Raw genomic sequence first — 22,618 nt, 5'->3', positions numbered from 1 at the left:
GTGAGCACTTCGGGCCCCGCGCCCGGATCGACGCCGTCCTCGCCCTGCGCCGGGCCGCCCGCGTCTGGCCCCCGCTCTCCCGGCTCCTGGAGCGGGACGTGCCCGACGTCCTCGCCGTCACCGAGGACGAGCTGTACGAACTGCTCGGCCCCGCCGCGGCCCGGCTCGCCGACGCCGGGGTCGCCCTCCACTGGCCGCGCGAGCTCGCCCGCTCGCTCAGCGCCTCCGCCGTCGTCCGCCCCGCCCACGCCGCGCCCGGCTCCGCCACCGACGGCACCTCCTTCTTCGACAGCGAGGAGCTCCTGCGGTTCAACTGGCAGCTGGCCCTCGACGGCGATCCGCTCACCGAGCGCGAGATGGACCTCCTCGCCGAGGCCCACCGGCCCATCGTGCGCCTCCGCGACCAGTGGGTCGTCGTCGACCCCGCCCTCGTCCGCAAGGCGCGCAAGCGCGAACTCGGCCTGCTCGAACCGGTCGACGCCCTCGCCGCCGCGCTCACCGGCACCGCCGAGGTGGACGGCGAGTCCGTCCCCGCCGTCCCCGTCGGCGCGCTCGCCGCGCTCCGCGACCGGCTCCTGGCCGGCCCCGAGGACGTGCAGGCCCCGACCGGCCTCACCGCCACCCTGCGCGACTACCAGCTCCGCGGCCTCGCCTGGCTCGACCTGATGACCTCGCTCGGCCTCGGCGGCTGCCTCGCCGACGACATGGGCCTCGGCAAGACCGTCACCCTCATCGCGCTCCACCTGCGCCGCGCCCGCCGCGCCCCGACCCTCGTCGTCTGCCCGGCCTCCCTCCTCGGCAACTGGCAGCGGGAGGTGCGGAAGTTCGCCCCCGACGTGCCCGTCCGGCGCTTCCACGGCGCCGACCGGGACCTCGGCGGCACCGAGGGCGGTTTCGTCCTCACCACCTACGGCACCCTGCGCACCAGCGCCGCCCGACTGGCCGAGCGGGAATGGGGGATGGTCGTCGCCGACGAGGCGCAGCACGTCAAGAACCCGTTCTCCGCGACCGCCAAGGCGCTCCGCGAGATCCCCGCGCCCGCCAGGGTCGCCCTCACCGGCACCCCCGTGGAGAACAACCTCTCCGAGCTCTGGGCGCTCCTCGACTGGACCACCCCCGGCCTCCTCGGCCCGCTCAAGGCCTTCCGCTCCCGCCACGCCCGGGCCGTGGAGAACCACGAGGAGATCGAGCACGAGGAGGCCGTCGAGCGGCTCGCCCGGCTCGTGCGGCCCTTCCTGCTGCGCCGCCGCAAGTCCGACCCCGGCATCGTCCCCGAACTCCCGCCCAAGACGGAGTCCGACCATCCCGTCGCGCTCACCAGGGAACAGGCCTCGCTCTACGAGGCGGTGGTCCGCGAGACCATGGCGCGGATCGAGGGCGCCGAGGGCATGGCCCGCCGCGGCCTCGTCATGAGCCTGCTGACCTCCCTCAAGCAGATCTGCAACCACCCCGCGCAGTACCTCAAGGAGCAGGTGCCGCGCGGCAGCGGCACCGGACGCCTCGCCGGCCGCTCCGGAAAGCTCGCCCTGCTCGACGAGCTCCTCGACACGATCCTCGCCGAGGACGGGTCCGTCCTCGTCTTCACCCAGTACGTGTCGATGGCGCGGCTCCTCGCCGACCACCTGGCCGCGCGCGGCATCCCGGCCCAACTCCTGCACGGCGGCACCCCGGTGGCCGAGCGGGAGCGGATGGTCGACCGCTTCCAGGCCGGTGAGGTCCCCGTCTTCCTGCTCTCCCTCAAGGCCGCGGGCACCGGCCTCAACCTCACCCGGGCCGGCCATGTCGTCCACTACGACCGCTGGTGGAACCCGGCCGTCGAGGAGCAGGCCACCGACCGGGCCTACCGCATCGGGCAGACCCAGCCGGTGCAGGTCCACCGGCTCGTCGCCGAGGGCACCGTCGAGGACCGCATCGCCGAGATGCTCCGCACCAAGCGGGCCCTGGCCGATGCCGTCCTCGGCTCCGGCGAGGCCGCCCTCACCGAACTCACCGACCGGGAGCTCGCCGACCTGGTGTCCCTGAGGAGGCCCTCGTGAACCACGCCCGGGGCGCGCGGGGCGCTCGGGGCGCCGCCCCCCGCCACGACGACCGTCGCCGCAGCTTCCCGCAGGTCGCGCCGCGCTCGGCCCCCGACGGCCGGTTCGCCGCCACCTGGTGGGGGAACGCCTGGGTCGCGGCCCTGGAGGACGCCGCCCTCGACCCGGCCCGGCTCGCGCGCGGCAAGGCGTACGCGGGGCGCGGCCACGTCGACGCGATCACGGTCACCCCCGGCCGGGTCGTCGCCTACGTCCACGGCACCCGGCCCCGCCCGTACCGCACCGAGATCAGGATGCGGACCCTCGGCGACGACGGCTGGGAGCGCTTCCTCGACGAGGCCGCCGCCCGCCCCGACCACATCGCCGCCCTCCTCGACAAGGACGTGCCGCACGCCCTTGAGGCGGTCACCGGCCTGCTGCCCGCGCCCGGCGACCTCGTGCCCGACTGCTCCTGCCCGGACGACGGTTATCCCTGCAAGCACGCCGCCGCCCTCTGCTACCAGGCCGCCCGGCTCCTCGACGAGGACCCGTTCGTCCTCTTCCTGATGCGCGGCCGAGGCGAGCAGGAGCTGCTCGCCGAACTCACCCGGCGCAACGCCGCCCAGGGCGCCGCCGAGACGGGCGCGGCCGCCCCGCCGATGCCCACGGTCCCCGCCCGGATCGCGCTCGACGCGGCCGCCGGGGCCGGGCTCCCGCCGCTGCCGCCCGAGCTGCCGGTCCCGGACCGGCCCGGTCGGCCGGCCGTCTTCCCGCCGGACCCGGCAGCCCCCGATCCGCTCGCCCTCGACCTCCTCGCCACCGAGGCCGCCGCCCGCGCCCACACCTTCCTCGCCACCGGCCACGACCCGGTCGCCGCGCTCAGCCCCTGGCAGGACGCGGTCCGGCTGGCCGCCGCGCACCCCGGGTCCGGACTCACCGCCTCCTCCCGTGCGCTCTACCGCGACCTGGCGCACGCCCTCGACCGCACGCCCACGGACCTCGCCCGCGCCGTCGCCGCCTGGCGCCAGGGCGGCGCCGCCGGCCTCGCCGTCCTCGAAGAGCCCTGGGACCCGCCGGCCGGGCCGTTCGACCGGGCGAGACCCGCGCTGCTCGCCGCCGACTTCCCCGCCTTCCGCCCCTGGCGCAACAGGCTCTCCGGGGAGTCCCTCCAGCTCCGGCTCGGCCGGGACGGCCTCTGGTACGGGTACGAGTCGGACGCCGGCCGTGAGGACTGGTGGCCGCGCGGCGCCCCCGACCCGGATCCGGTCGGCGCCCTCACTGATCTCCTGGGCCGCTGACGGGGGTCGGGGGATACGGACAGACGTCGACCGGTGTTGACCCGACACCCGAACGGAGCCCCACTCGATGGAGTGAAACCCGTCAACGGCTGGATCCGGCACCCACGTTTGTCGCGTTGATTCCGGTACGGGCACTTGCCCGTGTACACCTCCGGAAGGCAGGAAGCCATGAGGCAGATTCGCCGAAGTGGTCTGGCCACACTGTTGGTCACGGGCGGAGCGCTCGCCCTCTCGGCGGGCGCCGCGCACGCCGACGCCGGCGCCCAGGGCGCCGCGGTCGGTTCACCGGGAGTCGGCTCCGGCAACACGCTCCAGCTGCCGGTGCACGTGCCGGTCAACGTCTGCGGCAACACGGTCAACGTCGTCGGGCTGCTCAACCCGGCCTTCGGAAACGGCTGTGCCAACCGTTCCGCCGCGCCCGAGGCCGGGGGCTACGGGGACGAGGGCGGCAGCGGCTCCCACAAGGACCTGCCCGGCACCCCGCGCGGCGGGGAGCAGGCCGGCGGCTCCCGGACCGGCGGCTCCCACGGGGGCGGCTCCTCCAACGGCGGCGGTTCCACCGCCGAGACCCGCGCCGAGGGATCCCCGGGCGTGCTCTCCGGGAACGGCCTCCAACTGCCCGTCGACCTGCCCGTGAACGTCAGCGGGAACTCGGCCAACGTGGTCGGCATCGGCAACCCGGTCTTCGGCAACACCTCGGTCAACGGCCCCGCGAAGCCCGAGCAGCCGATCGAGACGCCGACGCCGCGCCCGCAGACCCCCGTGCGGAACGTGCCGGCGCCGCACGCCGAGTCCGTGACCCCGGCCGCCCCGGTCGCCCCGGCCCCCGTGCCGCTGGGCGAGACGAGCACGGCCTCGCTGGCCGCCACGGGTTCGGACGCCCTGGGCTACGCCGCTCCCGCGAGCGCCGCGCTGCTCCTCGGCGGCGCCCTGCTGTACCGCCGCGCACGCCGCGCCGGCGACCAGGCCTGAGGGTCGGCCCCTCGCGGCCCGGCCGACACGGGCTGACGCCCGAGCCGTCAGCCGTGCTCCAGGCCGCTCGCGGCCCCGCCGCCCTGACGCCAGGTCCGGAGCACCGCCTCGATGGAGGGTGCGATCCTCGTCCGGGCCTGGTGCCGGGGAACCCCTTGCATCAGCAGGGAGTCGTACGGCGTGTCGACATGCCGTACGGAGGCTCGTACCGCGGCGGTGACCGCGCCGCGGTCGAGCGAGCGGCCCGCGGCCGTGCGCCCCACCCGTCCGCTGCCCTTCGCCGAGGCGTGGACGGCGATCTCCGTGGCCCGGTCCACCGGGATGGACGGGAAGAGCCGCAGGATCTCCGTCCGGAGGACCTCGGTGATCTCGGCGTCCAGGGCCGCGCGCCGCACCGCGTCCCGGGCCCGCCGCGCGGCCCGCGCGTCCGCGTCCGCCAGGCAGGCCCGCTCGGCCTCGGCGAGGGCGGCCTCCTCGACGAGCAGGCCCTGGCGCTCGTACCGGGTACGGCGCCGGTTGTGCCGTACGACCACGGCCCAGAGCGTGCTGGCCTCGCGGGCGCGGCGGGTGAGCGCCGTGTCGCCCCGGCGCAGGAAGACCAGATGGCCGAGATCGGCGCAGTCCAGGCAGACCGGCGCGTTGAACTCGACGATCATCCGCTCCAGCGGACCCCGGTGGCATTCCGAGCAGCGGCGGCGCTTGAGCGGTTCGACGACGACGGGTGCGACGAGGTCCACGGCCGGTCTCCGATCAGCGGATGCCGGGCGCGGCGGCGGCGATGAACAGGGCGAGCGCCTCCTTCGCCTGTTCGGAGCGGCGGGCGCGGTCCGTCTCGTCGACCGCCTCGTGCATGCAGTGTGAGTCCACGAAGGCCGCCTCGGCGAGGCGGCGGACCTCCGGGTCGTCGCACACCAGCTGGACGCGGAAGAGGGCCTGCCGGGCGGCGGTGCGCTGCCGGTAGGAGGCGTGCCGGGACTCCTCCGCCTCCTCCGAACCGGGCTGCCGGCGCGCCCGGAACCAGCGGTCGTTCTGGCTGTGCCGGTAGTCGACGACCGCGCCCGCGAAGGCGCTGTAGGTCGCGATCCGTTCCTGCCGGAGCTGTTCGGTGCGGGCGAGCGCGGCCGTGCGCTCGGTGGCCCGCCCCTGGAACCAGTGCGTGAAGACGACGCCCAACAGGGTTCCCGCCACGGCTATCAGCGCCGCATCCATGACCGGTCGCCCTCCCCATTTCCCTCGGCCTTCAGACCCCTAGATCATGACAGCCGAGGGGGTCGGACGTCACTGCCGGTAGCCGCTCAGGAAGCGGCCGATGCGGCTGATCGCGGCGTCGAGGTCGTCGGCGTACGGCAGGGTCAGGATGCGGAAGTGGTCAGGGCGCGGCCAGTTGAAGCCGGTGCCCTGCACGACCTGGATCTTCTCCCGCAGGAGCAGGTCGAGGACGAACTTCTCGTCGTCGTGGATCCTGTGCACGGCGGGGTCGAGGCGCGGGAAGGCGTACAGGGCGCCCTTCGGCTTCACGCAGGAGACGCCCGGGATCTCGTTGAGCTTCTCCCAGGCCCGGTCGCGCTGTTCGCGCAGCCTGCCGCCCGGGGCGGTGAGCTCGTGGATGGACTGCCGGCCGCCGAGCGCGGCCTGGATGGCGTACTGGGCGGGGGCGTTGGGGCAGAGTCGCATGGAGGCCAGCATGGTGAGACCCTCCAGGTAGTTCTTCGCCTGCTGCCTGGGGCCGGTGACGACCAGCCAGCCGGAGCGGAAGCCCGCGACCCGGTACGTCTTGGAGAGCCCGCCGAAGGTGAGGACCACCAGGTCGGGGGCGAGGGAGGCGGCCGGGTGGTGGACGACCTCGTCGTAGACGATCTGGTCGTAGATCTCGTCGGCGAAGACCATCAGGCCGTGGCGGCGGGCGAGTTCGAAGATGCCCTCCAGGACCTCCTTCGGGTAGACGGCGCCCGTGGGGTTGTTCGGGTTGATGACGACGATGGCCTTGGTGCGGTCGGTGATCTTCGACGCCATGTCGTCGAGGTCCGGGTACCAGTCGGCGGACTCGTCGCACAGGTAGTGCACGGGCCGGCCGCCCGCGAGCGTGACCACGGCCGTCCACAGCGGGTAGTCCGGGGCGGGTACGAGGACCTCGTCGCCGTCCTCCAGGAGGGCTTGCACGGCCATCGAGATCAGCTCGGACACGCCGTTGCCGAGGAAGATGTCGTCGACGTCCACGTCCGGCAGGCCCATGGACTGGTAGCGCTGGGCGACCGCGCGCCGGGCGGAGAGGATGCCGCGCGAGTCGGTGTAGCCGTGGGCCTTGGGGAGCATCCGGATCATGTCCTGGACGATCTCCTCGGGCGCCTCGAAGCCGAAGAGCGCCGGGTTGCCGGTGTTGAGGCGCAGGACGCTGTGGCCCGCCTCCTCGAGCGCGTTGGCGTGCTCGATGACCGGGCCGCGGATCTCGTAGCAGACCTCGTTCAGCTTGCTCGACTGCCGGAACTCCATGTCCGACCTCCCAGGTCCCCGGAATCAGTGTTGCTTGGTTTTACCAAGTTCGAGCTTGGAAAGTCCAACAACATGTCTAGACTGCGTCGCATGCCACGTCAGCCACGCCGCCGCAGCTATGACCAGCACTGCGCCGCCGCGCGCGCCCTCGACCTCGTCGGCGACCGCTGGACCCTGCTCGTCGTCCGCGAACTCCTCGCCGGGCCGCGCCGCTACACCGACCTGCACGCCGACCTGCCCGGCGTCAGCACCGACATGCTCGCCGGCCGCCTCAAGGACATGGAGGGCGCCGAGCTGGTCACCCGGCGCCGACTGCCCCCGCCCGCCTCGGCGTACGTGTACGAACTCACCCCGCGCGGACGTGAGCTGCTGCCCGTCCTGCGCACCCTCGCCGCCTGGGGCGCACCCGACCTCGGGGAGCCCCGGCCCACCGACGCCGTCCGCGCCCACTGGTACGCGATCCCGCTCCTCGGGGCGCTGGCCGAGCTCGGCGCGGGGACCGTCCAAGTGACCCTCGACGAGGGCGAGTTCCACGTACGGATCGAGGCCGACGGGAGCGTGGCCTACGGGGACGGAGGGGTGGAGGCCCCGGACGCCCGGCTGCGGACCGACGCGGCGACCTGCCGGGCCCTCGCGGCGGGCGAGCTCACGCTCGGGGAGGCGGTCGAGTCGGGACGGGCGGCGCTCGAACGACCGGTGCGGGCAGGGGCGCCGGCCTGAGCCGAGGTCGCCGCGCAGGCCGTTGCGTCGGCTGTCGTGTCGGCTGTCGTGTCGGGCGTCGCCCGGGCCGTCGCGCAGACCCTCGTGTCGGCCCGGATCCAGGACCGCACGACGAGGGGTCGAGCTCAGGAGGACTGCGCGGCCAGCGCCTTGGCCAGCCGGTCGCGGGCCGCCGTCTGCGCCGCGATGCGCGCGTCGATCACGGCGAGGCGCTCGCGGGCGATCTCCAGGGCGCGGGCGGACGGCGGGGCCGCCGAGATGTCCCCGTCCAGACAGGTGCGGAACGCGGCCACGTCGTCCAGCGTGAACCCCGCGTCCAGCAGGTACCGGATGTTCGACACCCGCGCGACGGTGACCTCCTCGTACACCCGGTACCCGTTGGCCGCGCGGTCCGACGCGATGAGCCCCGCCTGCTCGTAGTGCCGCAGGGCGCGGGCCGACACCCCGGTCCGCCGGGCCAGTTCACCGATGCGCAAGGACGCCACCTCCTCGCGCAGTCGTATCACGAGACCAGCGCGCCCCCGTCGACGGGCAGGACGGTGCCGGTCAGGAAGGCGGCGTCCGGGGCGGCGAGCGAGGTGATCGCCCAGGCGACCTCCTCCGGCCTGCCGACCCGCCCCAGCGGGGTGTGCGCGAGCTGCCACTCCCGCACCGCCTTCCGCTGCTCGGGGGTGAGGCCCATGTGGTCCGCGATCGGGGTCTCGATCGCACCGGGCGCGACCGCCACGACCCGGACGCCGGCCGGCGCGAGCTCCACCGCCCAGCAGCGGGTCAGGGTCTCCAGGGCGCTCTTGGTCGCCGGATAGAAGGAGTTGGCGGGCCAGCCGCGCTGACCGATCGTCGTCGTCACGTTCACCACGACGCCCCGGGACTCCCGGAGCGCGGGGACGGCCGCCTGCGTGAGCAGGACCGGGGCGACGAGGTTCGTCTCCAGGAGCGGGGTGATCACGGAACGGTCGAGGGTGCCGAGCGGGCCGCCGGCGGAGATCCCGGCGTTGTTGACGAGGACGTCGAGCCGGCCGTGGTCCGTCAGCGCGGCGCGGACGATCTCCTCGGCCGCGCCCTCCGCCGTGACGTCGGCGGTGAACGGGTGGATGCCCGGGTGCCCCTCGGCGGTCTCCCGCAGCGGCTCCGTCCTGCGGCCGACGGCGACGACCGTCGCCCCCTGTCCGGCGAAGGAGCGCGCGGTGGCCCGGCCGATGCCGGTGCCCGCGCCGGTGACGACGACGACCCTGGTGGGTGTGGTGGTGTCCATGGCCCGATGGTCGAACCCTGACGCCAGTGACAAGGTCAAGCCGACCCCGCAGGGTCACTTCCCGGGGCAGAGGAATTCGAGCCGGTTCCCGTGGCAGTCGGCGACGTAGAAGCGGCGGTGGCCCGGGAAGTCGTCGTCCCACGTCACCTCGGTGCCGAGGCCGGTCAGCCGCTCGGCCAGGCCGTCGAGGTCGGCGACCAGGATGCCCGGGTGGCCCTTGCGGGCCGGCCGGAAGTCCTCCTCGACGCCCAGGTGGATCTCCAGCGCGTCCGAGCGCACCCACAGCCCGCCGCGCGCCGCGAGGACCGGGGGCTTGCGGATCTCGGTCATGCCGAGCACGTCCACGTAGAACCGGCGGCACACCTCCTCCTCGCCCGGCGGCAGCGAGAGCTGCACATGGTGCAGCCCGAGGCCGAAGGGCGTCGTCGCCCCCGTGGTCTCGTACGGCAGTGCTTCCTGACGCCGGCTCATGGGGGACCGGTCCTCTCCTCCGTGGCTGCCGAGCGGTCGCGCGGCCAGGTCACCGTACGGCCGAAGACGTCGGCCGGTACACCTCAGGGGCGGGTGTGGCAGGCAGGATGGGCGGCATGCGATACGAGGCGATCACCTGGGACCGGCTGGCGGAGACGCTCGCCGGTCACCTCGACGCGTCCCCCGCCGCCGCGGGCGACGACTGGCTCAAGGTGGGCATCGACGGCCCGCCCGCCGCGCCCGGCGGCGAACTCGCCGGGCTCCTCGCCGAAGCGCTGCGCACGCGCGGGCGGGCGGTCCAGGTCGTGAGCACCGGCGGCTTCCTGCGACCCGCTTCCCTCCGGTACGAGTACGGGAAGCAGGACCCCGACGCGTACTACAGCGGGTGGACCGACACCGGGGCCCTGTGGCGGGAGGTCTTCGGGCCGCTGGACCCCGGAGGCACCGGGCGCGTGCTGCCCGACCTCTGGGACCCGGTCACGGACCGCGCCACCCGCAGCCCGTACGTCACGCTGCCGCCGCGCGGGGTGCTCGTGCTGCACGGGCCCTTCCTGCTCGGCCACTGGTTCCCCTTCGACCTCACCGTGCACCTGCGCCTCTCGCCCGGCGCCCTCGCCCGGCGCACGGAGGAGTCCTGGACCCTGCCCGCCTTCGCCCGGTACGAGATGGAGGTCGGCCCCACCGACGCGGCGGACGCCGTCGTACGGGCCGACGACCCGCGCCACCCGGCCTGGACGGGTCTGCGGACGTAGGGGGTTTCCCGCCGATCAGGCCGATCAGGCCGATCAGGCCGGGCCGGTCGGGCCGGCCGGGGGTCTGCCGCCCACCGTGGTGACCGCCTCCGCGCCCGCGCGGCAGCCCTCCGCCGCGGCCCGCACCGGGTCCGCGCCCGCGAGCCGCGCGGCCAGGAACGCCCCCGTGAACGCGTCGCCCGCGCCCGTCGAGTCCACCGGCCGCACCGGGGGCGCCGCCACCCGCGCGGTGACCGCGCCGCCCTCGGCGACCAGCGCGCCCGCCGCCCCGAGCGTGACCACGACCAGCGGGAAGCGCCGGCTCAACTCCGCGGCCGCCGACTCCGGTTCGTCGCGGCCGGTGAGCGACCGGGCCTCGTCCGCGTTGGGCAGCAGCGTCTCGGCGCCCTCCGCCGCCGCGAGGAACCGGTTCGCGCCCAGCTCCGCCAGGAACCCCGCCGACGCCGGGTCCACACTCACCGGGACCCCGGCCTCCCGCGCGTCCCGCAGCGCCCGGCAGGCCGTCTCGCGGCTCGGCGCGGCGAAGAACAGGTACCCCGAGAGGTGCAGCCGGGCCACGCCGTCGAGCAGTCCGGCCGACCAGTCGGCGGGGGAGAGGCGCAGCGCGGCGCCGCTGTCGGTCAGGAAGGTGCGCTCCGCCGAGCCGTCCACGAGCGCGATCACGGTGGCCGTCGCCGCGTCCGCGTCCGGCACGAGCAGGGGGCGCACGCCCGCCCTCCGCAGCGCCCGCTCGTGCCAGTCGGCCGCGTCCGTCCCCACCCGGCCGAGCAGCCGCACCTCGTCGCAGCCGGAACGCACCGCCCAGCAGGCCGCGTTGGCCCCGGCGCCGCCCGGGAGGGTCCTGATCTCCGCCGCCGTGTCCGTGGCGGGAGCGAGCGGGGTCCGGTGCCGGGCGACGACGTCCGTGACCACGTCCCCGACGACGAGCAGCGCGCCCCCGGTCACCGGCCGTCGGCGCCGGTCGCCGCCGAGCCGTGCGCCTCCGGGGCGTGCGCCGCCGAGCCGCGATCCTCCGATCGGTGCGCCGTCCCCGACGCGTACGCTCCCGCGATGCGCGCCGCGAGCCGCACATTGCCCCGTACCGCCGCGAGGTTGGCCTCCAGGGACGCCCCTTCCGTGTGCACCATCAGGTATTCGAGGAGGAACGGCGTCACCGCCTGGCCGGTGATCCCCTTCTCCTTCGCCGCCGCGAGGCCCCGCGCGAGCACCCGGTCGTGCAGCGCGGGATCCAGCTGCTCGGCTTCCGGCACCGGGTTGGCCACGACGAGCGCGGACCGGGGGCCGGTCAGCGCGTCCTGCGCCCGTATCACCCCCGCCACCTCCTCCGGGGTGCGCAGGGTCCAGTCGACGGGTTCGCCCGAGGAGGAGAGGTAGAAGCCGGGGAAGCGCTCCGTGCCGTAGCCGACGACCGTCACGCCCAGGGTCTCCAGGCGCTGGAGCGTCGCGGGCACGTCGAGGATCGACTTGACCCCGGCGCACACCACCGTGATCCCGACCCGGGCGAGCAGCCGCAGGTCGGCGGACTCGTCCTGCGTCTCGCTCCACTCCCGGTGCACGCCGCCGAGCCCGCCCGTCGCGAACACCCGTATGCCGGCCGCGTCCGCGAGCCAGGCCGTCGCCGAGACCGTCGTCGCCCCCGTCGCCCCGGTTGCCAGGGCCGGGGCCAGGTCGCGGTGGCCCAGCTTCCGCACCGAGGGGTCCTCGGCGATCCGGGTCAGGGCCGCCCGGTCGAGGCCGATCCTGGCCGTGCCGTCGACGACCGCGATCGTGGCGGGGACGGCGCCCCCGGCCCGTACCGACTCCTCCAGCTCCGCCGCCACGGCGAGGTTGCGCGGGCGCGGCAGACCGTGGGCGATGAGCGTCGATTCCAGCGCGACGACGGGCCGGCCCTCGTGGAGCGCCTCCCGTACCTCTTCGGACACCTGTGTGGACATGTCCCATTCCTTGGCGCGCCCACCGGCCCCGCAAACCTCCTTGGCGACCTCCTGCCACACCCGGGAGACGTCTGCGGAATCCGTGACGGGCCGCCGGGCCGGGGCGGCGAGGACGGCGGCGACGCCCTTGGGGCGCCGCGCCGGAGGGCCGGTGCGGATTTCGTCGCCGTCGTGCGTCCTCCGTATCGCGCCTGGTGGGGGCCGAAACGGAGGCTGTTCTTCCATCCGGTCCCGGCCTCCGAGCACTCCCGGACCCCCGCTACAGTCACCGCCCATGACCACTCATGACCTCCCCTCCTTCGCCGTGCACATCCCCGACGCGGAGCTCGAAGCCGAGCCCCTCGACCCCGGCCAGATCGTCTCCGGCACGCCCGAGGTGACGGGCAAGGTGCTGTGGGAGTCGGCCGACGGCAAGCAGCTGCGCGGCATCTGGCAGATCACGCCCGGCGTCGTCACCGACACCGAGGCCAACGAGCTCTTCGTGGTGGTCTCCGGGCGCGCGACCGTCGCCGTCGAAGGCGGTGACACCCTGGAGATCGGCCCCGGTGACGTGGCTGTACTGCGGGAGGGCGACCGGACGACCTGGACCGTCCACGAGACCCTGCGCAAGGCGTACCACATCAGCCTCTGAGGCCCCTCAAGTCGGGGCAGGGGACGGGGAGTCGAGAGTCTGGTAGGAAACCTTCCTGTCCGCTATCCTCCCGGGCAGCGGCTCGGCGCGGCGCCCCACCCCAAGCCCCATCCCGGGGGCGTGACGCGCTCAGCGAGAGCTCTGACCCGGCCGCCGAGCACCACCCCACCGCGTGGCGCCCCGAATCGCCACCCGGCCGGTCGCCCGTGCCCGCACCACACGGCACGGGCGACCCGGTCCGCGCCGCCCGGCGCGGTCGTGGTGCCCCGCACCGGTGTCCAGCTCTCGCCGACCCCTCAGGCCAGGGAGCCCGGGTATGCGTCTGTTCGCCTCCGCCCCACCTCGCCGCACCACCGACCGACTGCCCCTCGTCCTCGCCGCCGTGCTGCTGCTCGTCGGCGGACTCCTGCTCGCCCTCCCGGACCGCGCCGGAGCCGCCGCCGACACCCTGATCTCCCAGGGCAGGCCGGCCACCTCCTCCTCCGTCGAGGACAGCACCTTCGGCCCGGAGAAGGCCTTCGACGGCGACTCCACCACCCGCTGGGCCAGCGCCGAAGGCGTCGACCCCCAGTGGATCAAGGTCGACCTCGGCCCCTCGGCCACCGTCTCCCGCGTCAAGCTCGTCTGGGAGGCCGCCTACGCCAAGGCCTACCGCGTCGAGATCTCCGCCGACGGCACCACCTGGACCCGCCTCGCCACCGAGACCGCGGGCAACGGCGCCACCGACGACTGGACCGGACTCACCGGCACCGGCCGCTACCTCCGCGTCTACGGGACCGCACGCGGCACCTCGTACGGCTACTCGCTCTGGACGGTGGAGGTCTACGGCACCACCTCCACCACGCCCCCGCCCACCGGCGCCTTCACCGTCGTCGCGGCCGGCGACATCGCCGCCCGGTGCACCGCCTCCAGCAGCTCCTGCGCCCATCCGAAGACGGCCGCCCTGGCCCAGCGCATCGCGCCGTCCTTCTACCTGACGATGGGTGACAACCAGTACGACGACGCCCGTCTCTCGGACTTCCAGAACTACTACGACAAGACCTGGGGCGCCTTCAAGACGAAGACGCGGCCCGTGCCCGGCAACCACGAGTCCTACGACCCGGCCGGCGCGTTCTCCGGCTACAAGTCGTACTTCGGCGCCATCGCCTACCCGCAGGGCAAGCCGTACTACAGCTACGACCAGGGCAACTGGCACTTCGTCGCCCTCGACTCCAACACCTTCGACGACGCCACGCAGATCCAGTGGCTCAAGGACGACCTCGCGCGCAACACCAGGGGCTGCGTCGCCGCCTACTTCCACCACCCGCTGTACTCCTCCGGCGGCCACGGCAACGACCCCGTCTCCAAGCCCGTCTGGCAGATCCTCTACGCGGCCGGGGCGGACCTCGTCCTCAACGGACACGACCACCACTACGAGCGCTTCGCCCCGCAGGACCCGAACGGGCGGGCCACCGCCGACGGCATCGTCGAGATCGTCGGCGGCATGGGCGGCGCCGAGCCCTATCCCATCGAGACCGTCCAGCCGAACAGCCAGAAGCGGATCAGCGGAACGTACGGCGTCCTGAAGCTGGCCCTCACCGACACCACCTACACCTGGCAGTACGTCGGCACCGACGACCAGGTCAAGGACTCCGGCCCGACCTACACCTGCCACTGATGTACCTCGCGACCACCGGTCGCCGCGACGCGCCGCCCCGTCCCACCGGGACCAGGCGGCGCGTCCCCGGCACCGTCCTCGCCCTCGGCGCGGTCAGCCTCGTCACCGACGTCTCCTCGGAGATGGTGACCGCCGTCCTGCCGCTCTACCTGGTCCTCGGACTCGGCCTGTCCCCGCTCCAGTTCGGGCTCCTCGACGGCCTCTCCACCGGCGCCACCGCGCTCGTACGGCTCCTCGGCGGCGCCGGCGCCGACCGCGGCGGCCGCCACAAACAGATCGGCGGACTCGGCTACGCCCTCTCCGCCTGCTCCCGGCTCGGCCTCCTCCTCGCGGGCGGGGCGACCGGCGGGATCGCCGGGGCGCTCGCCGCAGACAAGCTGGGCAAGGGCGTCCGCACCGCCCCGCGCGACGCTCTCATCACCCTGCACAGCCCGCCCGAGGACCTGGGCCGCGCCTTCGGCGTCCACCGCGCCATGGACACCACCGGCGCCCTCCTCGGGCCGCTCGCCGCCTTCGCGCTGTTGTGGGCGACGGCCGAGACGTACGAGGCGGTCTTCGCCGTCAGCTTCTGCGTCGGCGCGTTCGGCGTCCTGCTCTGGCTGCTCTTCGTCCCCGGGCGGCAGCGGGGCGAGCCGCCGAGGGCGACGGCGGTCCCACGCGCGCGTGGCGGGCTCCTCACGGCCCTGCGACGCTCGCCCGCGTACCGCAGGATCGTGCTCTGCGCCGCCCTCCTCGGCACCGCCACCGTCGGCGACTCCTTCCTCTACCTGCTGCTCCAGCAGCGCCTCGACCTCGACGCCGCCTGGTTCCCGTTCCTGCCGCTCGGCGCGGCCGGCGTCTATCTGCTGCTCGCCGTCCCGGCCGGCCGCCTCGCCGACCGCCTCGGGCGCCGCGGGCCGCTCCTGTACGGGCACGGGGCCCTGCTCCTCGCCTACGGGCTGCTCCTCGCCCCCGTGCCCGAAGCAGCGGCCCTCGTGGGCGTCCTCGTCCTGCTCGGAGTCTTCTACGCCGCCACCGACGGAGTCCTGATGGCCCTCACCGGGCCCTTCCTCACCGAGGGCCGGCAGGCCGGCGGCCTCGCGGTCGTCCAGACCGCGCAGGCGCTCGCCCGGCTCGGTGCCGCCGTCTCCTTCGGTGCCGTCTGGACGGCGAGCGGACCGGAGACGGCCCTCGTGGCCGCGCTCCTGGCCCTCGCGGCGGCCCTGTGCTGCGCCGCCCGGCTGCTGCCGTCCGGGCCGATCCCCGAAGGGAGCACGACATGAACACCACCGCCTCCACGCGCGCGCGTGCGGCGATCCTCGTCCTCGCCCTCCTGCTGCTCGGTGGCGGCGCCACCGCCTACACCCTGCGAGCCGCCTCCGGACGGGCCGCCGCCACCGGGACCGCCGACCCCGGCTTCACCCTCGACGGGGGTGCCGGGGCGCTCTACGTCCGGGACACCGCGAGCGGGCGCGTCGCGCGCGTGGACCCGGCCGCGCCCGGCGGCCGGGTGGCGGGCGGCCCTTCTTGCGACCGCTTCCACGCGGCCGGTCCCACCGCCCTCTGCCTCCAGCGGCGGCCGGGCGTACCGGCCCGCTCGTACGTCCTCGTGCTCGACCGGGGGCTCCGCGAGGTCCGCCGCATCGCCCTGCCGGGCATCCCCAGCCGGGCCAGGGTCTCCGCCTCGGGGCGCATGCTGTCCTGGACGACGTTCGCCATCGGCGATTCGTACGCGCGCTCGGCCTTCGCCACCCGCACCTCGATCCTCGACCTGCGCACGGGCTACCTGGTGAAGAACATCGAGCAGATCCCGCTCACCCTCGACGGCCGCCGCCACCACGCCCCCGACGTCAACTACTGGGGCGTCACCTTCGCCGCCGACGACAACCGCTTCTACGCCACCGTCTCGACGGGCGGCCGCACCCACCTCGTCGAGGGCGACATGCGGAACTGGTCGGCCCGGGCCCTGCGGGAGAACGTCGAATGCCCCTCGCTCTCCCCGGACGGGACCCGGATCGCCTTCAAGAAGCGGGTGTCCGCCGGCCCGCGAGAGCCGTGGCGGCTGTACGTGTACGAGCTGCGCACCGGACGCGAGCACCCCGTCGCCGAGCGGCGCGGCATCGACGACCAGGCGCTGTGGACGGACGAGGAGACCCTCGCGTACGGATACGGGGGAGCGGTCTGGTCGGTCCCCGCCGACGGCACGGGCACCCCACGGCAGCTGGCCGCGGGTGCCTCCTCCCCGGCGGTGCCGGGCTAGGTGCATTGACCCGCAGCGTTGTTGACGCGGCTGATGGGCGGCCCCGCGGCGTCTTGTCGATCAGGCCTTGCGGAGGGCGCCCCGCAGCGCGAGCGCCGCCATCGGCAGCAGCAGGCACGCGGCGATCGCGTTCAGCGGTCCGTAACCCGCCTGCGAGACGATCAGGCCCGCCACGAGGCCGCCGAGCCCGGCGGCGGTGTTCATGACGAAGTCGGAGAGCCCCTGGACGGCGGCCCGCGCCGCCTGCGGCACCGAGTCGGTGAGCAGCGCGGAACCGGACACGAGCCCCGCCGACCAGCCCAGACCGAGGAGGAAGAGGCCCAGGGCGGTCCGGCCGTGGGACGGTCCCGCCGTGCCCGCGACGAGCGCCGCCGTACCGATGAGACCGACCGCGAGCCCGATCACCGACAGCCGGCCGAGCCGGTCGGACAGCCAGCCCATCACCGGCGAGAAGGCGTACATGCCCGCGATGTGCCCGCTGATCACGAGGCCGATCAGCTGGATGTCCGCGCCGTGGTGGGTGAGCGCCACCGGCGTCATCGACATGATCGACACCATGGCGGTGTGCGAGCCGGCGACGGTGACCAGGGCGAGCCGGGCCCTCGGCGACTCCCGTACCGCCCGCATCCCGGCCCGCAGCGAGCGGCCCTCCGCCGCCTCGCCCGGCCCGGCGGCCGACAGCGCGCGGGCGGTGAGCAGCGGGTCCGGGCGCAACAGCACGGCCACCACGAGGGCCGAGACCACGAAGACACCGGCGGCCCAGACGAACGGACCGGCCGTGGCCGGTATCCCCAGGCCGGAGACGCTCTTCCCGGCGGGCGCGGCGACGTTCGGGCCGAGGACCGCCCCGATCGTGGTCGCCCACACCACCGTGGAGATGGCCCGGGCCCGGTGGTCCGGTTCGGCGAGATCGGCGGCGGCGAAGCGGGCCGCCAGGTTCGCCGAGGAGCCGGCGCCGAAGCCGACGAGCCCGACGAGCAGCACGGGGAAGCTTTCGACGACCGCCCCGAGCACCACCACACCGGCGCCGAGCGCCCCGAGCAGATACGCGAGGACGAGTCCCGCCCGGCGCCCCCGGGACGCCATCAGCGCGGCCAGTGGCATGGCCAGCAGCGCGGGACCGGCCACCGTCGCGGTCGACGCCAGACCGGACAGCGCCTCGGTGCCGCTCACGTCCCTGGCCAGGACGGCGGCGAGGGCGACGCCGATGGCGATGCCGAGGCCTCCCAGGATCTGGGTGGCGATCAGCACGGCCTGCACGCGCCGTCGGAGCGCCGGCAGTCCGGCGGGGGCGGATATGCCCTCGGACACGATGGCGTCAGGGGCACTGGGGGTTTGAGTCACTTACGTGAGTCTGCCAGCCGTCCCATCCGATGGGAACGCCCCCTCCTTCCTCGACGGCCTCCGGTGCTCAGAACAGCGGCGCGGGCAGCACGCCCTCCAGGGCCAGCAGCTGTCTCTTCGTCTCCAGACCGCCCCCGAAGCCGCCGAGACCGCCGTCGCTCTCCACCACCCGGTGGCACGGCACCACCACCGGCAGTGGGTTGGCACCCATCGCCGCTCCCACCGCCTGCGCCGCGCCCGGCTGCCCGACGCGCCTCGCCAGCTCCCCGTACCCGACGACCGTGCCGTACGGGACGCCCGCCGCCAGCTCGCGCAGCACCTGCCGGTTGAAGCCGGTCGTCAGGCTCCAGTCCAGCGGCAGGTCGAAATCGAGCGCCTCGCCCGCGAAGTACCGGTCGAGCAGGCGTATCGCCTCCGCGAGCCGCCCCGAGGCGCGCTCCACCGGCTCCGCGCCGAGCCGACCCGCCAGCCGGTCGAGCATCCGCTCCCGGCGCGCCGCGTCGGCGTGGAACCCGACCTGGACGAGCCCCCGCCCGGTCGCGGCGAGGAGGAGCGGCCCGATGGCACTCTCCACGACCGTCCACTCCACCGTGTCGATGTCCATGCCGCCCACGGTACGACCCGCCACCGACAACGGGTCCCGATCGGGCAACGGCGCCTGGCCGGGCGACGAGGTCACGATCGGGGACGCGACCGTCACGGAGATCACGGACCGGTCTCGCTCCGGTCTCGCGAACGGAAATTCCCCGGTCACATGGTCGCCGGGCCCCCGGCGCGCCATAATCTCGCCCCGGTAGTACTACCCAGCGGTACCGACTGTTTTCGGACGACGTTGCGCCAGGGGTGGAGGACACACGCTCATGCAGGGCACGGTCGACGGATTCAGCTACGGGCTCATCACGCCGGTGGCCGCCTTTCTCATGGCCTGCCTCGGCGGCGCCCTCGGTCTGAGGTGCACCACCAGATCGCTCCGCCACCACGACACCTTCAAAGCGGGATGGCTCGCCCTCGGCGCCACCTCGATCGGCACCGGCATCTGGACGATGCACTTCATCGCCATGATGGGCTTCTCCGTCGAGCAGGCGCCCATCGAGTACGACCGGCCCATCACCTTCGCCAGCCTGGGCGTCGCCGTCCTCATGGTCGGCATCGGCATCTTCATCGTCGGCTACCGGGGGGCGACCGCCCTGACCCTGGTCACCGGCGGCACCATCACCGGCCTCGGCGTCGCCACCATGCACTACCTCGGCATGGCCGGGATGCGCCTGCAGGGCCGGATCGAGTACGACACGCTCACCGTCGCCCTCTCCGTGGTCATCGCCGTCGTGGCCGCCACCGCGGCCCTCTGGGCGGCCGTCTCCGTACATGGATTTCTGGCCAGTCTCGGCGCGAGCCTGGTGATGGGCGGAGCCGTGAGTGGTATGCACTACACCGCCATGGCCGCCGTCAGCGTCCACCTGCACGGCACCGAGGCGCGCACCGGGACCGGCGACAGTGCCACCTCGCTCCTGCTGCCCATGCTGATCGGCCCCGCGGTCTTCCTGATCCTGGCCGCCGTCGTCGTCATGTTCGACCCGCTGCTCGTGATGGGCGACCCGGACTGGCAGCGTCCCGCCCGGACCCCGCACCGCCCCGGCGTGCCCGCCCCGCGCCATGTGCCGTCCTACGGCGAGCCGGCCAACTGGAGCGCCCGCCCCGCGGGCCGCCCCGCCGGACGGGCCGCCCGCAGGAGCGTCGCGCGCGGCGGACACCGCTCCCAGGACTGGTGACGGGACACCCGGCGACCGGGCGGTGAACCGATCACCGCCCGAGTGTCAGTGGCGGGTCGTACGGTGGTTGCATGCGGCCCGTTTCCAAGATCGAACGTTCGGTGGCGCCCTTCGAGGTCGTCAGCGAGTACAAGCCCAGCGGCGACCAGCCGACCGCCATCGCCGACCTCGAGCGGCGCATCCGCGCGGGCGAGAAGGACGTCGTGCTCCTCGGCGCCACCGGCACCGGCAAGTCGGCGACCACCGCGTGGATGATCGAGAGGCTCCAGCGCCCCACCCTGGTGATGGCGCCGAACAAGACGCTGGCCGCCCAGCTGGCGAACGAGTTCCGCGAGCTCCTGCCGAACAACGCGGTGGAGTACTTCGTCTCGTACTACGACTACTACCAGCCCGAGGCGTACGTCCCGCAGTCGGACACCTACATCGAGAAGGACTCCTCGATCAACGAGGAGGTGGAGCGGCTCCGCCACTCCGCGACGAACTCCCTGCTCACCCGCAGGGACGTCGTCGTGGTCGCCTCCGTCTCCTGCATCTACGGCCTCGGCACCCCCCAGGAGTACGTGGACCGGATGGTCCCGCTCAAGGTCGGCGAGGAGATCGACCGCGACCAGCTGCTGCGCCGCTTCGTCGACATCCAGTACACCCGGAACGACCTGGCGTTCACCCGCGGCACCTTCCGGGTGCGCGGCGACACCATCGAGATCTTCCCGGTGTACGAGGAGCTCGCCGTCCGCATCGAGATGTTCGGCGACGAGATCGAGGCCCTCTCCACCCTCCACCCGCTCACCGGCGAGGTCATCAGCGAGGACCGCGAGCTGTACGTCTTCCCCGCCAGCCACTACGTCGCGGGCCCCGAGCGCATGGAGCGGGCCGTCAACGACATCGAGCGGGAGCTGGAGGGCCGCCTCGCCGAGCTCGACAAGCAGGGCAAGCACCTGGAGTCCCAGCGCCTGCGCATGCGCACCACGTACGACATCGAGATGATGCGGCAGATCGGCTCCTGCTCCGGCATCGAGAACTACTCGATGCACTTCGACGGCCGCGAGCCCGGCTCCGCGCCCAACACCCTCCTCGACTACTTCCCCGAGGACTTCCTCCTCGTCATCGACGAGTCGCACGTCACCGTGCCGCAGATCGGCGCCATGTACGAGGGCGACGCCTCCCGCAAGCGGACCCTGGTCGACCACGGCTTCCGGCTCCCGTCCGCCCTCGACAACCGCCCGCTGAAGTGGGAGGAGTTCCAGGAGCGGATCGGCCAGACCGTCTACCTCTCCGCGACCCCCGGGACGTACGAACTCTCGCGCGGCGACGGCTTCGTCGAGCAGATCATCCGCCCCACCGGGCTCGTCGACCCCGAGGTCGTCGTCAAGCCCACCGAGGGCCAGATCGACGACCTGGTCCACGAGATCCGGCTGCGCGCCGAGCGCGACGAGCGGGTCCTCGTCACCACCCTCACCAAGAAGATGGCCGAGGACCTCACCGACTACTTCCTGGAGCTCGGCATCCAGGTGCGCTACCTGCACAGCGACGTCGACACCCTGCGCCGCATCGAACTCCTCCGCGAGCTGCGCGCCGGCGAGTACGACGTCCTCGTCGGCATCAACCTCCTCCGGGAGGGCCTCGACCTGCCCGAGGTGTCCCTCGTCGCCATCCTCGACGCCGACAAGCAGGGCTTCCTGCGCTCCGGGACCTCCCTCATCCAGACGATCGGCCGCGCCGCGCGCAACGTGTCGGGACAGGTCCACATGTACGCGGACCGGATCACCCCGGCGATGGAGCAGGCCATCGAGGAGACCAACCGGCGCCGCGAGAAGCAGATCGCGTACAACACGGAGCGCGGCATCGACCCGCAGCCGCTCCGCAAGAAGATCAACGACATCGTCGCGACCATCGCGCGCGAGGAGCTCGACACCGAGGAACTGCTCGGCACCGGCTACCGGCAGCCGAAGGAGGGCAAGGGCGCGAAGGCCCCCGTGCCCTCGCTCGCCGCGCACGGCCCCACGGCCAGGGGCAAGGGCAAGGCAGGCTCCACCGTCGAGCTCGGCGACCGGCCCGCCACCGAACTGGCCGCGATCATCGAGGAGATGACCGACCGGATGCGCGCCGCGGCGGCCGAGCTGCAGTTCGAGGTGGCGGCCCGACTCCGCGACGAAGTGGGGGAGCTGAAGAAGGAGTTGCGCCAGATGAAGGAGGCGGGGCTCGCCTGATCGGACGAGGGCGGAGGGCGGTTCGCTGTGTTGCAAGACCGACACAAAACCGGACCGTGCCTCCGCGCTGTCGGTGCCGCTGCGTAGGGTGCTCGACAACCGCACGCACCGGACAGCGGGCGCGGGGAACGCTTAACGAGAGGGGCAACGCGTGTCGGTCAACATGACCAAGGGCCAGGCCATCAGCCTGGAGAAGCGGGGCGGGGGCAGCCTCAGCCAGGTGCGGATGGGGCTCGGCTGGCAGGCGGCGCCGCGCCGCGGTCTCTTCGGCTCGCGCACCCGGGAGATCGATCTGGACGCCTCGGCCGTGCTCTTCGCCGAGAAGCAGCCGGTCGACGTGGTCTTCTTCCGCCACCTGGTCAGCGACGACGGCTCGGTCAAGCACACCGGCGACAACCTGGTGGGCGGCGCGGGCCAGGGCGGCGACGNNTCGACGGCGGCGGCAACTACACCGCGCAGATCATGGCGAAGGTGCACCGGGTCGGCTCCGGCTGGCAGATGACGGCCCTGGGCAACCCGGCCAACGGCCGCACCTTCCAGGACCTGATGCCGGCGATCCTGCCGCACCTGTAGACGGGCCCGGCACGGCACACCCACAGCTCCCGGAGGCACCAGGCCACCGGGAGCTGTCCCGCATGATCCGCACCTGTAGAACGCTGCCTGTGAGAACGCCGAGGGGACAGAGACGATGACGGCCGAGCTGGTCCGGGGGCAGAACCACCCCCTGCCCGAGACCCGACTGGAGATCCGGGTGTCGGCCGGTCATCCCGTCCTCGCCGGAGCCGCCCTCGGCGACGAACAGGGCCGGGTCGCGGGCGCGGAGTGGATCGCCCACCCCGGCGCGCCCGCGACCCGGCCCTGTTC

General features: G+C 73.9%; 21 protein-coding genes and 1 pseudogene. 12 read left to right on the top strand and 10 right to left on the bottom strand.

Annotation, left to right across the window (positions count from 1 at the left end):
• The 3 genes from CCN56_RS27045 to CCN56_RS45635 form a co-directional block, all read left to right on the top strand.
• On the top strand, positions 1-2,036 hold a 2,036-nt coding region (locus tag CCN56_RS27045), incomplete at its 5' end, for a DEAD/DEAH box helicase (RefSeq protein WP_086830576.1).
• The gene (locus tag CCN56_RS27040) at positions 2,033-3,313 is read left to right on the top strand and encodes an SWIM zinc finger family protein (protein ID WP_086830575.1); all 1,281 of its coding nucleotides are present in this window, start codon (positions 2,033-2,035) and stop codon (positions 3,311-3,313) included. The genes CCN56_RS27045 and CCN56_RS27040, both read left to right, overlap by 4 nt.
• 168 nt (positions 3,314-3,481) lie before the next feature.
• Positions 3,482-4,285 (top strand): chaplin, encoded by an 804-nt coding sequence (locus CCN56_RS45635; RefSeq protein ID WP_086830574.1) that lies wholly within the window; start codon positions 3,482-3,484, stop codon positions 4,283-4,285.
• 47 nt (positions 4,286-4,332) lie between these two features.
• Here CCN56_RS45635 and CCN56_RS27030 read toward each other — a convergent pair whose 3' ends face one another.
• The 3 genes from CCN56_RS27030 to CCN56_RS27020 form a co-directional block, all read right to left on the bottom strand.
• Entirely contained in the window at positions 4,333-5,022 is a 690-nt protein-coding gene (locus CCN56_RS27030; protein WP_086830573.1) for a DUF2293 domain-containing protein, read from the bottom strand.
• A gap of 13 nt (positions 5,023-5,035) precedes the next feature.
• Entirely contained in the window at positions 5,036-5,494 is a 459-nt protein-coding gene (locus tag CCN56_RS27025; RefSeq protein ID WP_086830572.1) for a hypothetical protein, read from the bottom strand.
• 69 nt (positions 5,495-5,563) lie between these two features.
• Positions 5,564-6,775, bottom strand: coding sequence for a pyridoxal phosphate-dependent aminotransferase (locus CCN56_RS27020; RefSeq protein ID WP_086830571.1), 1,212 nt, complete (start codon positions 6,773-6,775; stop codon positions 5,564-5,566).
• Between the two features lie 90 nt (positions 6,776-6,865).
• Between CCN56_RS27020 and CCN56_RS27015 the strand changes: the two genes are divergently transcribed.
• A complete protein-coding gene (locus CCN56_RS27015; protein ID WP_086830570.1) occupies positions 6,866-7,495 on the top strand; it encodes a helix-turn-helix domain-containing protein in 630 nt (209 codons plus the stop codon).
• A 125-nt stretch (positions 7,496-7,620) separates the two neighbouring features.
• Here CCN56_RS27015 and CCN56_RS27010 read toward each other — a convergent pair whose 3' ends face one another.
• From CCN56_RS27010 to CCN56_RS27000, 3 genes are read right to left on the bottom strand one after another with little or no spacing between them, the layout of a single operon-like run.
• Positions 7,621-7,971, bottom strand: a complete 351-nt coding sequence (locus CCN56_RS27010) for a MerR family transcriptional regulator (RefSeq protein WP_179199996.1) — start codon at positions 7,969-7,971, stop codon at positions 7,621-7,623.
• A 26-nt stretch (positions 7,972-7,997) separates the two neighbouring features.
• Positions 7,998-8,750 carry an SDR family NAD(P)-dependent oxidoreductase gene (locus CCN56_RS27005; protein WP_086830568.1) on the bottom strand — a complete coding sequence of 251 codons (753 nt, stop codon included), beginning with the start codon at positions 8,748-8,750 and terminating at the stop codon, positions 7,998-8,000.
• Between the two features lie 54 nt (positions 8,751-8,804).
• Positions 8,805-9,221: a VOC family protein gene (locus CCN56_RS27000; protein ID WP_179199995.1), complete on the bottom strand. Its 417-nt coding sequence runs from the start codon at positions 9,219-9,221 to the stop codon at positions 8,805-8,807.
• Between the two features lie 116 nt (positions 9,222-9,337).
• On the opposite strand from CCN56_RS27000, the gene CCN56_RS26995 reads away from it, so the two are divergent.
• The gene (locus CCN56_RS26995; RefSeq protein WP_086830567.1) at positions 9,338-9,973 is read left to right on the top strand and encodes a uridine kinase; all 636 of its coding nucleotides are present in this window, start codon (positions 9,338-9,340) and stop codon (positions 9,971-9,973) included.
• A gap of 33 nt (positions 9,974-10,006) precedes the next feature.
• On the opposite strand, the gene CCN56_RS26990 is transcribed toward CCN56_RS26995, so the two are convergent.
• Both CCN56_RS26990 and CCN56_RS26985 read right to left on the bottom strand, forming a co-directional pair.
• Entirely contained in the window at positions 10,007-10,918 is a 912-nt protein-coding gene (locus tag CCN56_RS26990) for a carbohydrate kinase family protein (RefSeq protein ID WP_086830566.1), read from the bottom strand.
• Positions 10,915-11,907, bottom strand: coding sequence for a pseudouridine-5'-phosphate glycosidase (locus CCN56_RS26985; RefSeq protein ID WP_256962169.1), 993 nt, complete (start codon positions 11,905-11,907; stop codon positions 10,915-10,917). Before CCN56_RS26985 ends, CCN56_RS26990 begins: the two co-directional genes overlap by 4 nt.
• A gap of 274 nt (positions 11,908-12,181) precedes the next feature.
• Between CCN56_RS26985 and CCN56_RS26980 the strand changes: the two genes are divergently transcribed.
• From CCN56_RS26980 to CCN56_RS26965, 4 genes are all read left to right on the top strand, one after another.
• Complete coding sequence (locus CCN56_RS26980; RefSeq protein ID WP_041128679.1) at positions 12,182-12,538, top strand: cupin domain-containing protein; 357 nt, start codon at positions 12,182-12,184, stop codon at positions 12,536-12,538.
• A gap of 316 nt (positions 12,539-12,854) precedes the next feature.
• On the top strand, positions 12,855-14,195 hold the full coding sequence (locus tag CCN56_RS26975) for a discoidin domain-containing protein (RefSeq protein ID WP_086830565.1): 1,341 nt from the start codon (positions 12,855-12,857) through the stop codon (positions 14,193-14,195).
• The gene (locus tag CCN56_RS26970; RefSeq protein WP_086830564.1) at positions 14,195-15,457 is read left to right on the top strand and encodes an MFS transporter; all 1,263 of its coding nucleotides are present in this window, start codon (positions 14,195-14,197) and stop codon (positions 15,455-15,457) included. The genes CCN56_RS26975 and CCN56_RS26970 overlap by 1 nt, the downstream gene beginning before the upstream one ends.
• Positions 15,454-16,434, top strand: a complete 981-nt coding sequence (locus CCN56_RS26965; protein ID WP_086830563.1) for a hypothetical protein — start codon at positions 15,454-15,456, stop codon at positions 16,432-16,434. Before CCN56_RS26970 ends, CCN56_RS26965 begins: the two co-directional genes overlap by 4 nt.
• A 60-nt stretch (positions 16,435-16,494) precedes the next feature.
• Here CCN56_RS26965 and CCN56_RS26960 read toward each other — a convergent pair whose 3' ends face one another.
• Entirely contained in the window at positions 16,495-17,778 is a 1,284-nt protein-coding gene (locus tag CCN56_RS26960) for an MFS transporter (RefSeq protein ID WP_086830562.1), read from the bottom strand.
• Between the two features lie 67 nt (positions 17,779-17,845).
• A complete protein-coding gene (locus tag CCN56_RS26955) occupies positions 17,846-18,382 on the bottom strand; it encodes a methylated-DNA--[protein]-cysteine S-methyltransferase (protein ID WP_041128675.1) in 537 nt (178 codons plus the stop codon).
• Between the two features lie 256 nt (positions 18,383-18,638).
• Between CCN56_RS26955 and CCN56_RS26950 the strand changes: the two genes are divergently transcribed.
• The 3 genes and pseudogenes from CCN56_RS26950 to CCN56_RS26940 all read left to right on the top strand — a co-directional run bounded on the left by CCN56_RS26950 (position 18,639) and on the right by CCN56_RS26940 (position 22,327).
• The gene (locus CCN56_RS26950) at positions 18,639-19,547 is read left to right on the top strand and encodes an MHYT domain-containing protein (protein WP_086830561.1); all 909 of its coding nucleotides are present in this window, start codon (positions 18,639-18,641) and stop codon (positions 19,545-19,547) included.
• A gap of 71 nt (positions 19,548-19,618) precedes the next feature.
• The gene (gene uvrB / locus CCN56_RS26945; RefSeq protein ID WP_086830560.1) at positions 19,619-21,754 is read left to right on the top strand and encodes an excinuclease ABC subunit UvrB; all 2,136 of its coding nucleotides are present in this window, start codon (positions 19,619-19,621) and stop codon (positions 21,752-21,754) included.
• A 151-nt stretch (positions 21,755-21,905) separates the two neighbouring features.
• Positions 21,906-22,327 (top strand): annotated as a pseudogene (locus tag CCN56_RS26940) (TerD family protein).
• Positions 22,328-22,618 lie beyond the last annotated feature (291 nt).

It is taken from the genome of Streptomyces sp. NRRL B-24572, assembly GCF_002156145.1.
GTDB classification, from domain to species: Bacteria; Actinomycetota; Actinomycetes; order Streptomycetales; family Streptomycetaceae; genus Streptomyces; species Streptomyces vietnamensis.
The sequence above is the reverse complement of the archived record's forward strand: the minus strand, read 5'-3'. Positions and strand labels throughout refer to the sequence as shown.